Here is a 13,322-nt window from a genome sequence, read left to right as displayed (position 1 = left end):
CCACTCAGTGGACGGGCAATTCTACGCCGTCGAACAGCTCTTCCAGTTCCTGCTTGTTATGGCACTGGATCGCCTTGGCCATGACTTCGCGGGTCAGGTGCGGCGCGAATTTCTCGATGAAGTCGCACATGAAACCGCGCAGGAACGTGCCCCGGCGGAAGCCGATCTTGGTCACGCTGGACTCAAACAGCTCGCTGGCGTCGAGTACCACCAGGTCTTTATCGAGATTAGTGTCGACCGCCATCTTGGCGACAATCCCCACGCCCAAGCCCAGGCGCACATAAGTTTTGATGACGTCGGCGTCAGCGGCGGTGAACACTACTTTCGGTGTGAGACCGCGATGGCTGAAGGCTTCGTCGAGCTTGGAACGGCCGGTAAAACCAAACACGTACGTCACGATCGGGTATTCCGCCAGGGCTTCCAAGGTGAGCTTCGGCAACTTGGCCAGTGGGTGACCTTGGGGCACGACGACGCAACGGTTCCAGCGGTAGCACGGCATCATCACCAGGTCGCCAAACAGCTCCAAGGCTTCGGTGGCGATGGCGAAATCGACGGTGCCGTCTGCGGCCATCTCAGCGATCTGCATCGGCGAACCTTGGTGCATGTGCAGGGCGACGTCCGGGTATTGCTTGATGAAGTCGCGGATCACCGGCGGCAAGGCATAACGCGCTTGGGTGTGTGTGGTGGCGATCGACAGGGTGCCCTTTTTCTCGTTGGAGAATTCCTGGGCGATCTGCTTGATGCTCTCGACTTTACGCAGGATCTCGCCGGCGGTGGTGATAATGCGTTCGCCGGCCGGGGTGACGCGGGTCAGGTGCTTGCCGCTGCGCGCGAACACCTCAACGCCCAGCTCGTCTTCGAGTAGGCGGATTTGCTTGCTGATACCGGGTTGCGAGGTGTAAAGGCTTTGAGCGGTAGCGGAAACGTTGAGGTCGTGGTGCGCCACTTCCCAGATGTAGCGCAGTTGTTGAAGCTTCATATGTGTCCCTCAAAGCAGATAGACGCCACGGGTATCAGCGACGATATATAACTATATTAAAGGTTAGACAGATAAATCTAGAACTTTTTATCGTTTTTACCGATCAGTTGTCCTCACCGCGTCGACGTTGCAACGAAGGCACCATATAAACCGGCACTGTCGCCAGTTGCAGCACCCTCGCCGCCGTACGCCCAAGCGGTGTGGCCGCAGCGGTTGCGTGGCTATGACTACCTACGATCAACAGGTCGACGGGAAGCTTACGCAGTTGGTCGAGAATCACCTCGCACGGGTCCCCCTGGATCACCCGCACCGAACGAATCAATTTCAAGTCTTGCTCCTGCTCCCCTAACTCCTCGCGAAAACTGTCCAGCACGCGCTGCTCGATGGTCGCCATCACCGTGCTCAGCCCCTGGCTTTGCCATTCACTTAAGGCCTTCTCATCAAGGTAGCTCTGCAACACCGATTCGGCGAACAGCCCCATCGGCTCGACCACATGAATCACATACAAATCCGCCTTGAACGTTCGGGCCAGTGCCAGCGCATGTTGCATGACATAGGGCGCATACAGACCGAGGTCCGTGGCGTACAGCATCGAACGAATCATAAAACCTCCTGGACGGCCAGGATGGCGGGGATTGAATGAGCTTAGCAGCGCCTACGGGACTTCGACTTAGCTCTCGGTGTGGATTTTCAACTCATGACTGATGCCATGGGGCACATGCCCGGTGGCGACCACCTCCCTGGCTTTCTCGCAACGACCGGCCTGGTCATCGAAAAACACATCAGCGCCGAACGACTCCAGAAACGTGGATGTATCCAGGCCTGCGAGGAACAGCGATTCATCCAGGCGGATGTCCCACTCGGGCACGGCACGGGTCACCCGCTCGTGGGACGGCGCGTGCCGCCCGACAGAATGGTCGCCGCAGCAAAACCAGCGCACTGCGCACGTCTTGCGCATGGGGCGATAGAAACAGATGGCAACCAAACGCCGCCAGATAAGGATCAAGTCGAACAGTACCCGCGACGAAATCGCCAGCACCAGCTTGTCGCCCAATCCCCTCGCCACGGTGTTTCCCCCGAATCAGCGGTTGCGCCGATCAATAAAACTCAAGGCTTGGTACAGCGCCTGCATACGTGGCAATTCACAGCCCGCCGCCTTCGCAGCGGCCAATGGTCGGGCGTAAATCGCCGCCAGCTCCAGCGGGCGTTTGTGCACATGGTCGTGGAACATGCTGGGCAGATAGTCGTCCATGGTTTCGGTCATGGCGAACATCTGCTCGGCGTAGCTGGCAGGAATTTCATGGCCACAGGCGTGGGCGCCCTTCACCACTTCCGCCATCAATGCCTGGATCAACTCGCGGCTGGATTCATCGGCCATCATTGCCGTGGTACCGGCGCCCAACAACACTGAAAGGCCGTTATACGGCACATTCCACACCAACTTGTGCCAACGGGCCAGGTGCACGCTGGCCATGGCCTGGGAGTCAATGCCGGCCCGGTGAAACAGTGTCGCGCCCTCTTCGACAATCGCCTGCCGGCGCGCCTCATCGTTGGCCGCCATGCCACTGTGATAGCCAAGATTGACCCGGCCCAAGGCTTGATGCTCAACGACGCCCGGTGCGGAGCGGTGCACGCCGATGTAGCACAGGCCACCCAGCAAGTGCAGCGACGGCGGCAAGTGCGCGCGCAGGCTGTCTTCGACGTCAAGGCCGTTTTGCAACAGCACCACTTTAGCGTCCGGCGCGGCGACCTGGGCGAGGGTCGGCGCGAGGTCCACGTTGCCGGTGGATTTAGTGCCTACCAGCAACCAATCGCACACCGGCATATCAGCGGCGCGGGCATAGGCCTGCACCGGGTGCAGGTGCAAGGTGCCATGCAGCGTGCTGTTGAGGTGCAGACCGTGCTCGTTGACCGCTGCGTATTCGCTGCGCAACAGGAAGTGCACATCGAACCCGGCACGCGCCAGCATCATGCCGTAGAACCCACCGATGGCACCGGTGCCGATAATGCCAATGCGTGGGGCGGGGGATGCAACTGTGGTCATGGCAAATCCTCGGGTGTGCGGGTGAGTGCGTCATTCACCGCTTCGGTAAGGTCGGCAAGCGTAAGATGCGTCTGTAATCGCCCAAGGAACTGACCCTCGCACACGAGGAACAACGCGGGCAAATGAAAGATCTGGTAGCGCTCGACCGCACCGCCGTTGTGCCCGGCATCCACCCAGCACACGCGGTCTACCGGCAAGCGCCAACCTGGCAGTTGCTGGCGTGCCCAGCGGCAACTGGAACAGCCGACACTGGTGAACACCAAAAGCGAAATACCTGGCAATCCCAGCAGTTGCTGGTCAATATCCAGGTCGGTCAATTCCAGTTCCTTCACTATACTGCTGCCACTGCCGTCAACTGGACGGTGCTCGGAGTCCGTGTACATGGGTCGTTTTTTACCTCACCCTGATGATGTCGCTGTCGAGTTAATCCAACGTCCCGCTCCTGCCATTCCCCGCCAACGCCTGCACACTATCGGCCTAGGCGGCGTCGCCTGCAATTGCCCGCGTGCGTGGCGCCAGGGTACGGCCGTTGATTTACGCATTCCGTCCCTGGGCGCCAGCGCCCGTTATCCAGGCTATGTAGCCTGGTGCCGCAAAGTCGAGAACAGCTATCGCATCGGTATTTCTTTTACCGATGAACACGCCTTGTTCGGTGCGCGCATGGGCGAGCAAGTGTGCCAGATCGAACGCTACTGCCGCCTGCACGAACACGCTGAGCCGACGCCTACGCAACTCGAAGCCATGGCCCGCGAGTGGGTCTCGCGCCATGCTGGCGAATTCTCCCACGAGGCTTTTGTGGCGCCGGCGCTGGATTAAACCCGGCTTTGCCCATTGTCGCGGGCCCGTATTACGCGCTAAGGTTCCTCCCCCCTGTATTCAAATCATGCTGTGCCCGCCGCACGGGGATGGCTGGCGGCCGGCACCCGTGACCCTGGCGAGTAACACGATGGCTGATTTACCGATCAATGACCTAAACGTCGAATCCAACGAGACCCTGATCACTCCTGATCAGCTCAAGCGCGAAATCCCCCTGAGTGATGCTGCCCTGCAGACCGTGACCAAGGGCCGCGAAGTTATCCGTGACATTCTCGACGGCACCGACCACCGCCTCTTTGTGGTGATCGGCCCTTGCTCGATCCACGACCTAAAAGCTGCCCACGAATACGCCGAGCGCCTCAAGGTGCTGGCGGCGGAAGTGTCGGACACCTTGTACCTGGTGATGCGCGTCTATTTCGAGAAACCGCGCACCACCGTCGGCTGGAAAGGCTTGATCAACGACCCGTACCTGGACGACTCGTTCAAGATTCAGGACGGTTTGCACATCGGTCGTCAGTTGCTGCTGGACCTGGCAGAAATGGGCCTGCCCACCGCCACCGAAGCCCTCGACCCGATCTCCCCGCAGTACCTGCAGGACCTGATCAGCTGGTCGGCCATCGGCGCGCGCACCACCGAGTCCCAGACCCACCGCGAAATGGCGTCCGGCCTGTCTTCGGCCGTAGGCTTCAAGAACGGCACCGATGGCGGCCTGACGGTCGCGATCAACGCGCTGCAGTCGGTGTCCAGCCCGCACCGTTTCCTGGGTATCAACCAGGAAGGTGGCGTGTCCATCGTCACCACCAAGGGTAACGCCTATGGTCACGTGGTGTTACGCGGCGGCAACGGCAAGCCCAACTATGATTCGGTCAGCGTTGCGCTGTGTGAGCAGGCACTGAACAAGGCCAAGATCAAGCCGAACATCATGGTCGACTGCAGCCACGCCAACTCCAACAAGGACCCGGCCCTGCAGCCGCTGGTGATGGAGAACGTCGCCAACCAGATCCTCGAAGGCAACCAGTCGATTATCGGCCTGATGGTCGAGAGCCATCTGAATTGGGGCTGCCAGGCGATTCCGAAAGACCTGGCCGACTTGCAGTATGGCGTGTCGATCACCGATGCCTGCATCGACTGGTCCGCCACCGAAACCACCCTGCGCAGCATGCACACCAAGCTCAAGGACGTATTGCCGAAACGCAAACGCACCTGACCTCAAACTGCGCACACAAAAACGCCGGGCTTAGCCCGGCGTTTTTCGTGGTGCAGCCGATACGTTACAGCTTGGCGGCATGGCGCTGGTGGCGCTCCATGTAGCGCTCTACGTAAGAGCACGAAGGGATCACCGTATACCCGGCCTGTTCGGCGAACTTCAACGCTTCTTCGGTCAACGCCGCAGCAATGCCGCGACCGCGCAACGCATTGGGCACAAAGGTGCGATAGATATCCAGTGTCTGTTTACCGAGGTCCATATAGGTCAGATAGGCACGATGACCGTCCACATTGGTCTCGAACTGATGACCTGCCTGGTCATGGTGGATGGACAACGCCTCGCTCATCACTACTCCTCGCGGGTCTTGGATTTCGACCCCTACCTTACCGATGTTTTTCCGGCGAAGGAACATCTACGCCACCCCGTGCCGGTTTCGACAACGAGAAAACCTATAGCGCTCACAACCAGCACGTAGGGAATAGTAGGCACCAATCCTGCGATTGCTCAAGGCGCACTCGCTATTCCCGCCGCTGGAGGTTACAGAAAGGGCATCGATCACTCTGCGATCAATGCCTGAACATTGCCGGCAATTGAAGCTTGAGACGAACTGCCGCTCTTAAAGTCACCTCTACATGCGCAAAAGATGCAGGGTGAGGTAAAGGCCAAGTAAAAAAAGTGTCAACCTCGATATATAAATTTTTACCCGTTTCCCTGGCTTGACACATGCGGGCCGGACCTTTCAGCACGGATCCAGTTCCCGGCAAAATGAAAAAAACTGGACAGTTTTTATACAATCCTCCAAAGGATTAGCCAAAATAGATACGGCACAAGAATTTTTTTTGCTTCTTGCGCTACGTCAGTTTACTTACTACAAGTAATGAGTAGTATGTACGCCGGCTATCAGCTCACCCTGAGAAAGTAGCCATTTAATAGAAAGTCCTTGAAGGGGAACACGATGAACAACGTTCTGAAATTCTCTGCTCTGGCTCTGGCCGCAGTTCTGGCTACCGGTTGCAGCAGCGTCTCCAAAGAAACCGAAGCTCGTCTGACTGCAACTGAAGACGCAGCAGCTCGCTCCCAGGCTCGTGCAGACGAAGCCTACCGTAAAGCTGATGAAGCTCTGGCTGCTGCTCAAAAAGCACAACAGACTGCTGACGAAGCTAACGAGCGCGCTCTGCGCATGCTTGAAAAAGCAAGCCGCAAGTAATAATCCCTCGGGGTTGTTATCAAGCCGATCCATTCTTGGGTCGGCTTTTTTATTGCCTGCAATTGCGCCCTGAAAACCAAGCAATAAAAAGCCCGCCACAGCGCAAGGCCGAAGCGGGCGTTTGAGTCACAGGCTTATTGCTGCAGATCGACCGGTGCGCTGGACGCAACCGGTGCATTACCACCCGGCACACCAATCTCCGTGGGCAGACCATCTTCGGCCGCGACCACGTCACGCACCTGATCCCAGTTCACCCGCAGGTTGTTGGCCAGGTCTTCGCGTTTGAGCAGGGCGTTGATGACCGCAGTGTGCTTGTCGACCACTGACGGTGTGCCGTCGTCGTTCAACGGCGTATGCGCTTCGAGGTAGACCCTGCCGCCACTGCTGCCGAACTTGTAGGCATCGTTGATGATGCGCACCGACGTGCCGACCGGCACCATGTCGGCCATTTCCAGCACATTGTTGTTGAACATGCGGAAGCAGCCATGGCTTGTACGTGTGCCGATACCAAATTTCATATTGGAACCGTGGATCAAGTAACCCGGCGTGCCCAAGATGAACTTGAACGGCCCCAGCGGGTTGTCCGGCCCGGCTGGCACTACGTTAGGCAGTGGATCGCCATTGGCAGCGTGCTCGGCCTTGATCGACGCGGGAGGTGTCCAGGTCGGGTTGGGAATCTTGCCGGTGATGGTAGTGTGCGCAACTGGCGAGCCCCAGCCTTCACGGCCAATACCCAACGGAAACGTGTAAACCACATTCTGGCCTTTGGGATAGTAGTAGAGCCGGTATTCCGCCAGGTTGATCACAATGCCTTCGCGCGGGCCGGGAGGTAGGATAAACCGTGTGGGCAGCACAATGTCGGTGCCTGCGCCGGGCAACCAGGCATCAACGCCCGGGTTGGCCGCAACCATCTCCGAATAGCCCAGGTCATAAGTGGTGCCCAGGTCAGCAAAGGTGTCTTCGTATTTGGCCTTGATCACCTGGACCTGACCCACAATGTCTTCACCCGGCGGTGGCAGGGGCAACTGCAAGGCTGATGCCGACCCAGCTGCACAGAGGGCAGCGAGAGACAGCCAGCAGGTAACGACGGAAAGGCGCGACAACATCCGGAAAATCCTTCGCAGAACGACGGGTAGGAAAAAACTGATTGTATACGTGAAGCGAGCGTCAAGCATCCACCCGCCCAGCGACTACTCGAAGCGCAGTTCCGGCCAGATCAGCGGCGTGCCGCGCTTTTGCGATTCAAGAATGGCACGGCACAGCGGGCACAGCCGCTGGTCCTGGAAGATCGAGCGATCCACCGACGACCAGCGCGGTTGCGCAGGCAGCAAGGTGCCGCAGAGCGTACGGTCGATGGAGCCACCCAGCTCCAGTTGACGCGCGACCAGATGCACCCGGACTTCCTGGCAGGCGAACAGATCCAGCTGCTCGTCAGGCTCGATCAGTTGGTAGTTGAACAGGGACCAGGCAGGGCGCGACATCGGGGGCTCCAGATCGGGGGGGCGCCACCTTAGCCGAAAGCCTGCCGGTAGAAAAGCGTCATAGCAGCGGTTTTAGCGTCGGCCAGACATTTTCCAGCAACTTGCCTTGCGCGCCGACCGCCGGGTGAAGCTGATCCGCCTGCATCAGTTCCGGGTGGCCACCGACTCCCTCAAGAAAAAACGGCACCCACGGGATACTTTTCTCCTTGGCTAAGGCCCCGTACACCTCGGCAAATGCCGTGGTGTATTTCGGCCCGTAATTAGGTGGCAACTGCATGCCCAACAGCAGCACCTTGGCACCACCGGCCTTGGACTGGTCAATCATCGATGCAAGATTTTGTTTCAATTGGGCCGGCGGCTGACCGCGCAGGCCATCATTGCCGCCCAACTCAAGGATCACGACGTCTGGCTTATGCTCTGCAAGTGCCGCAGGCAGGCGCGCCAAGCCTCCAGCACTGGTGTCACCGCTGATGGAAGCGTTGACCACCTTATCGTCGAAACCTTCGCTCTTGAGCCGTTGTTCCAACAACGCTACCCACCCTTTGCTGGTATCCAGTCCGAAACCGGCACTGATACTATCGCCAACGATCAGGACTGTACCCGCCGCTGCGTTCTGGGCCATGCACATCAAGGCCAGGCCAGCACTCAAAAACCACATTCGCATCGGATTCTCCATGGGCGCAAGCATTCTCACCGCGCGAAACCTTAGCAAAGTGGTTCCCAGCGCGGAAGGTGAACTGACTATCCTGCACGAACTGAGCCTGGAACTGAACAAAGGCGATAGCCTGGCTATCGTCGGCAGCTCCGGTTCCGGCAAATCCACCCTCCTCGGCCTGCTGGCCGGCCTCGACCTGCCCAGCAGCGGCGAAGTCACCCTCGCCGGGCAAGCCTTGAGCACCCTCGACGAAGACCAGCGCGCGCGCATTCGCGCCGAGCACGTGGGGTTTGTCTTTCAATCTTTCCAACTGCTCGACAGCCTCAACGCCCTGGAAAACGTCATGCTGCCGCTGGAGCTGGACGGCCGCAAAGACGCCCGCGAGCGCGCCAGGCACCTGCTGGAACGCGTGGGCTTGGGCCAAAGGCTGACCCATTCGCCACGCCAGCTATCCGGCGGTGAGCAACAACGGGTCGCCATCGCCCGGGCATTTGCCGCCGAGCCGGACGTGCTGTTCGCCGATGAACCCACCGGCAACCTCGACAGCCACACCGGTGAGCGCATCAGCGACCTACTGTTCGAACTCAATAAAGAGAGCGGCACGACCCTGGTGCTGGTGACCCATGACGAGCGCCTGGCCCACCGTTGCCGACGCCTGATCCGCCTTGAAGCTGGCCTGATGGTCGCGCCCCTGGAGCCTTGATGGCACATTTGCCGCTGTTGCGTCTGTTCAGCCTTGCCATGCGTCAACTGCTGCGCGACGCCCGCGCCGGCGAGTTGCGCGTATTGTTCTTCGCCCTGGTGGTGGCCGTGGCAGCCAGCACTGCCATCGGCTATTTTGGCGCGCGCCTCAACAGCGCCATGCTATTGCGTGCCACCGAGTTTCTCGGTGCCGACCTGGTACTCGAAGGCAGCTCGCCGGCCCGGCCCGAGCAAATCAAATCCGGGACCGAATTGGGCCTGGATCACGCACGCATCGTCGAGTTCTCCAGCGTTATCGCCACGGATAACGGCATCCAACTCTCCAGTATCAAGGCGGTCAACGCGCAATACCCGCTGCGTGGCGAGCTGAAAAGTGCCGCAGATCCCTTCGGTACCGAAACCCCCGGAGGTGGCCCCAAACCCGGCGAAGCCTGGGTAGAAGCACGGTTGCTGACGGCGCTGAATCTGAAGGTCGGCGACAGCATTGATGTCGGCATGAAGTCCCTGCATCTGACGCGCATATTGACGTATGAGCCCGACCGCGCTGGCAACTTCTACAGCCTCACGCCAAGGGTGATGATCAACCTGGCGGACCTGGACGCTACCGGCGTGGTTCAGCCCGGCAGCCGCGTGAGCTACCGCGAATTGTGGCGTGCGCCCCAAGGCAGTACGGCGCTGCAAACCTATCGCGAGCTGATCAAACCGGGGCTCGCCGCCAACCAGCGCTTGCAGGATTCGCGTGACGGCAACCAGCAAATCGGCGGAGCACTGGGTAAGGCCGAACGCTACCTGAACATGGCCAGCCTCGTCGCAGTGTTACTCGCCGGGGTGGCCGTGGCACTGTCGGCCAACCGCTTTGCCAGCCGCCGTTTCGACGCCAGTGCACTCCTTCGCTGCCTCGGTTTGTCACGCCGCGAAGCGATGTTGCTGTTCAGCCTGCAACTAAGCGCGCTGGGCCTGGTAGCAAGCCTGGCCGGCGCCCTGCTCGGCTGGCTGGCGCAATTTGGCCTGTTCTATTTCCTGCGTGACTTGCTACCGGCAGACGTGCCACCCGGTGGGTTGCTGCCGGCGGTTGCTGGCATCGGCACCGGCCTGGTCGCCCTTGCAGGCTTCGCCCTGCCGCCGTTGGCGGCGCTGGGCCGGGTGCCACCGTTGCGCGTATTACGTCGCGACCTGCTACCGATCCCTTCCAGTACCTGGATGGTTTACGGCGCGGCACTGTTCGCGCTCGGCCTAATCATGTGGCGACTGAGCCTCGACCTGGTACTGACCTTCGCGTTACTGGGCGGCGGTGTAGTGGCTGCGCTGATCCTCGGCGGCTTGCTGCTGTTGTTGCTGCAAAGCCTGCGGCGCTTATTGGCGCGCGCTACCCTGCCCTGGCGCCTGGGCTTGGGCCAGTTGCTGCGTCATCCACTGGCAGCGGCTGGGCAGTCCCTGGCGTTTGGTTTGATCCTGCTGTCCATGGGCTTGATCGCCCTGCTGCGCGGCGAATTACTCGACACCTGGCAAAACCAGCTGCCCAAGGACGCTCCCAACTACTTCGCCCTGAACATCCTGCCAGCCGACAAGGAGGCCTTTGGCGCCCGACTGCTGGACGTGCAAGCACAAGCGGCGCCGCTGTACCCGGTGGTGCCGGGCCGCCTGATCAGCATCAATGGCGAGCCGGTGCAGCAGATCGTCAGTAAAGACTCCAGCGGTGACCGTGCCGTGCAGCGTGACTTAAGCCTGACGTGGGCTGCCGACCTGCCGCCGGGTAACGTGCTGACCGCAGGTTCGTGGTGGTCGCAGCAACCGAGCGATGACATCCCGGGAGTGTCGGTGGAAGCCAAAGTCGCTGAAAGCTTGAAGCTCAAGCTCAACGATCATCTGGTGTTCACCGTGGGCGGGGAGAACCGCGAAGCGCGCGTCACCAGCCTGCGGACGATCAACTGGGATAACTTCCAGCCCAACTTCTTCATGATCTTCCAACCCGGAACCTTGAAAGACCTGCCCGCGACCTATCTGACCAGCTTCTACCTGGCGCCCGGCCATGATCAGCAGATCGTCGACCTGTCCCGAGCGTTTCCGGCGGTGACCATCCTGCAGGTCGAGGCCTTGCTGGAACAACTGCGCAGTATCCTCGCCCAAGTGACCCTGGCGGTGGAATACGTGTTGTTGTTCGTATTGGCTGCCGGGATGGCGGTGCTATTTTCCGGCTTGCAGGCCACCCTGGACGAACGGATTCGCCAAGGTGCGCTGTTACGTGCGCTGGGTGCAGAACGCAAGTTGCTGGTCAAGGCGCGGCGCATCGAGTTTGGCTTGCTGGGCGCGGTCAGCGGCCTGCTGGCAGCACTGGGCACGGAACTGGTGACATGGGTGCTGTACCGCTATGCGTTTGACCTGGCCTGGCACCCCCACCCGTGGCTGTTACTGTTGCCGGTGATCGGTGCCGTGCTGATCGGCGGTGCCGGAGTATTCGGTACGCGCCGTGCGCTGAATGCCAGCCCGTTGACGGTGTTACGCGAAGGCTGAAACAACCGATGGTCAGCTCGCGTTAACGTGCCGGCCATCGTCTACCTTACATACTCGATACCAGTAATCCACCAGCACACTTCGCCGGTCGGAGTCTGCACGATGGCCTCATCGTCAACTTCCTTACGCAGCAGAGCCCGCGCCATCGGTGAATCGATGGAGATATAGTCCATGCGCTCATAAATTTCGTCATAGCCGACGATACGGAAACGCTTGGTTTCGCCCTGCTCGTTTTCGATATCGACCCACGCGCCGAAGAACACCTTCCCTTCCTGCTCCGGCATGTATTCCACTACCCGCATGTCTTCCAGACGCTTGCGCAAATAGCGCACCCGCCGATCAATCTCACGCAGCAGCTTCTTGTTGTATTGGTAATCCGCGTTCTCGCTGCGATCCCCCAGGGAAGCCGCCCAGGTCACCTTGCGGGTGGTGTCCGGGCGTTTTTCACGCCACAGGTAATCCAGCTCTTTCTTCAGCGCTTCATGACCTTCTTTGGTAATCAGCTTGGTACTCAAACGCTTGCATCCCCAGGCAATGTCCAATGGTGCCGATATGCCGCGGCTTCATGCCTTGGCGTCGGCTGGCGGGGGTTGATGATAAATGAACCTAGGAAAGTAGCCAGGTCGCAGCACACACTGATTCACGCCGGGTTATCCAAGGTCTGATCCAGCTCAAGGAGCATACCCTGCAGGCGCTGGCGCATACTCGACACCTGCGACATCGCCGCCGTCAACTTTTCGGCCTTCTGGCTGACCTCCATTCGATGATTATGCAACTGCGTATCGCGTTGCTCCAACTCACGGCTCTTCTGGTCCAGTTCCCCCTGAGCCTCCTGCAGTCGAGCCTGCCACTGCTCAAGCTCCTCCTCCCGCTCAATGACCACGCGTTTCTGTTGCGTCAGCTCTTGGGCAACCTTGGCGAGGCTGGTCAGTGTGCTGTCAACTTCCAGCAGCGATGCATGCTCCATCGGCGCGGGACGCTTCGGCATCACGGGCTCACCAGGCTCAAATTGGGCTTGAGCGGGCGGCGCGCTGAACTCGGCCGGCTCCATCACCTGCGCAACCTCGTCTATCTGCGTCGCCTGCTCGATTGCAATGGAAGGGTCCGACGGTTCCTCAACGATAGGCTCTGGAGCAGGCTGCTCAGCCGGCCGGAGTGGGTTCGAGATTTTAGGCGGCGAGACCGATTGCGACGAGAAGCGAATGGACGGCACGATCAACGACGCACTTTCTATAGCGGGCAATGCGGACGCAGACATGCCCAAGGTGATCACCTTCATCACCAAGGCCTTCTTGATGATCATTGAATGATGATCCTCCGGCCTTGCGGGCGGCAACTTGCAGCCTTTTAAATCAATGAAATGAAAGGGAATCGAAGTATCGATAACTGCGCCGGTCTTAGTGCCGGAAGCCGCCGCTGTCATCAGAATTTGCTTAAAGACTTGCATGGCTATTTGCAAGTCGTCCTTGGATTCAACACTGCCCAGGAAATACCGTTCGAGCTTCTTGCGTAACGCGGCGATATAGACCCTGGAGTTACCGGGTTCGGTCTCCTCATCCAGGCTGTAGACAAGAAAGTTGGAATCGGTTTGCGCAACAGCAAACCCGCAGAGCAGTGCACCGTTGACCGGAGCGTCCTGACCGCTGTGTTCAAGAGCAAGGGTGCGTAAAAGCATCATGGTATTCAGGCCTCATTCAAAAAAGTAAACCTTACATAAAGA

The 13,322-nt window shown here is 59.5% G+C and carries 15 protein-coding genes and 1 pseudogene; 5 read left to right on the top strand and 11 right to left on the bottom strand.

What is annotated here, in order from left to right; translation table 11 throughout:
- Positions 1 to 4 precede the first annotated feature (4 nt).
- The 5 genes and pseudogenes from cysB to FW764_RS11700 all read right to left on the bottom strand — a co-directional run bounded on the left by cysB (position 5) and on the right by FW764_RS11700 (position 3,406).
- Entirely contained in the window at positions 5 to 979 is a 975-nt protein-coding gene (gene cysB / locus FW764_RS11720; protein WP_003189876.1) for an HTH-type transcriptional regulator CysB, read from the bottom strand.
- A 103-nt stretch (positions 980 to 1,082) separates the two neighbouring features.
- Positions 1,083 to 1,583, bottom strand: coding sequence for a universal stress protein (locus FW764_RS11715; protein WP_446434063.1), 501 nt, complete (start codon positions 1,581 to 1,583; stop codon positions 1,083 to 1,085).
- A 66-nt stretch (positions 1,584 to 1,649) separates the two neighbouring features.
- Positions 1,650 to 1,883, bottom strand: a pseudogene (locus FW764_RS11710) (5'-nucleotidase); the annotation flags it as partial.
- A gap of 177 nt (positions 1,884 to 2,060) precedes the next feature.
- Positions 2,061 to 3,023: a putative 2-dehydropantoate 2-reductase gene (locus FW764_RS11705; RefSeq protein ID WP_446434062.1), complete on the bottom strand. Its 963-nt coding sequence runs from the start codon at positions 3,021 to 3,023 to the stop codon at positions 2,061 to 2,063.
- Positions 3,020 to 3,406 carry a thioredoxin gene (locus FW764_RS11700; RefSeq protein ID WP_446434061.1) on the bottom strand — a complete coding sequence of 129 codons (387 nt, stop codon included), beginning with the start codon at positions 3,404 to 3,406 and terminating at the stop codon, positions 3,020 to 3,022. The genes FW764_RS11705 and FW764_RS11700 overlap by 4 nt, the downstream gene beginning before the upstream one ends.
- On the opposite strand from FW764_RS11700, the gene FW764_RS11695 reads away from it, so the two are divergent.
- Both FW764_RS11695 and FW764_RS11690 read left to right on the top strand, forming a co-directional pair.
- Positions 3,405 to 3,839 (top strand): PilZ domain-containing protein, encoded by a 435-nt coding sequence (locus FW764_RS11695; protein ID WP_446434060.1) that lies wholly within the window; start codon positions 3,405 to 3,407, stop codon positions 3,837 to 3,839. The genes FW764_RS11700 and FW764_RS11695 overlap by 2 nt on opposite strands.
- A 130-nt stretch (positions 3,840 to 3,969) precedes the next feature.
- Positions 3,970 to 5,046 (top strand): 3-deoxy-7-phosphoheptulonate synthase, encoded by a 1,077-nt coding sequence (locus tag FW764_RS11690; protein WP_446434059.1) that lies wholly within the window; start codon positions 3,970 to 3,972, stop codon positions 5,044 to 5,046.
- A gap of 64 nt (positions 5,047 to 5,110) precedes the next feature.
- On the opposite strand, the gene FW764_RS11685 is transcribed toward FW764_RS11690, so the two are convergent.
- The gene (locus FW764_RS11685) at positions 5,111 to 5,392 is read right to left on the bottom strand and encodes a GNAT family N-acetyltransferase (protein WP_049709309.1); all 282 of its coding nucleotides are present in this window, start codon (positions 5,390 to 5,392) and stop codon (positions 5,111 to 5,113) included.
- A 609-nt stretch (positions 5,393 to 6,001) separates the two neighbouring features.
- Here FW764_RS11685 and oprI point away from each other — a divergent pair.
- Positions 6,002 to 6,253 carry an outer membrane lipoprotei OprI gene (oprI, locus tag FW764_RS11680; RefSeq protein WP_003172710.1) on the top strand — a complete coding sequence of 84 codons (252 nt, stop codon included), beginning with the start codon at positions 6,002 to 6,004 and terminating at the stop codon, positions 6,251 to 6,253.
- Between the two features lie 134 nt (positions 6,254 to 6,387).
- Here the strand turns inward: oprI and FW764_RS11675 are convergent, their stop codons facing one another.
- From FW764_RS11675 to FW764_RS11665, 3 genes are all read right to left on the bottom strand, one after another.
- Entirely contained in the window at positions 6,388 to 7,359 is a 972-nt protein-coding gene (locus FW764_RS11675) for a L,D-transpeptidase family protein (protein WP_446434058.1), read from the bottom strand.
- 84 nt (positions 7,360 to 7,443) lie between these two features.
- Positions 7,444 to 7,734, bottom strand: a complete 291-nt coding sequence (locus FW764_RS11670; RefSeq protein WP_058414681.1) for a hypothetical protein — start codon at positions 7,732 to 7,734, stop codon at positions 7,444 to 7,446.
- Positions 7,735 to 7,792: 58 nt separating this feature from the next.
- A complete protein-coding gene (locus FW764_RS11665; protein WP_446434057.1) occupies positions 7,793 to 8,398 on the bottom strand; it encodes an arylesterase in 606 nt (201 codons plus the stop codon).
- A gap of 10 nt (positions 8,399 to 8,408) precedes the next feature.
- Between FW764_RS11665 and FW764_RS11660 the strand changes: the two genes are divergently transcribed.
- Together FW764_RS11660 and FW764_RS11655 are read left to right on the top strand one after the other, a co-directional pair.
- On the top strand, positions 8,409 to 9,092 hold the full coding sequence (locus FW764_RS11660) for an ABC transporter ATP-binding protein (RefSeq protein ID WP_005786391.1): 684 nt from the start codon (positions 8,409 to 8,411) through the stop codon (positions 9,090 to 9,092).
- Positions 9,092 to 11,602, top strand: coding sequence for an ABC transporter permease (locus FW764_RS11655; protein ID WP_446434056.1), 2,511 nt, complete (start codon positions 9,092 to 9,094; stop codon positions 11,600 to 11,602). The genes FW764_RS11660 and FW764_RS11655 overlap by 1 nt, the downstream gene beginning before the upstream one ends.
- A gap of 41 nt (positions 11,603 to 11,643) precedes the next feature.
- Here FW764_RS11655 and greB read toward each other — a convergent pair whose 3' ends face one another.
- Complete coding sequence (gene greB, locus FW764_RS11650) at positions 11,644 to 12,117, bottom strand: transcription elongation factor GreB (RefSeq protein WP_446434055.1); 474 nt, start codon at positions 12,115 to 12,117, stop codon at positions 11,644 to 11,646.
- 125 nt (positions 12,118 to 12,242) lie between these two features.
- Positions 12,243 to 13,280, bottom strand: a complete 1,038-nt coding sequence (locus FW764_RS11645; RefSeq protein WP_446434054.1) for a hypothetical protein — start codon at positions 13,278 to 13,280, stop codon at positions 12,243 to 12,245.
- Between the last annotated feature and the right edge of the window lie 42 nt (positions 13,281 to 13,322).

This window comes from Pseudomonas sp. 1152_12, from assembly GCF_052850675.1.
Note: the sequence above shows the minus strand (reverse complement) of the source record. Positions and strands in the feature narration are given on the sequence as shown.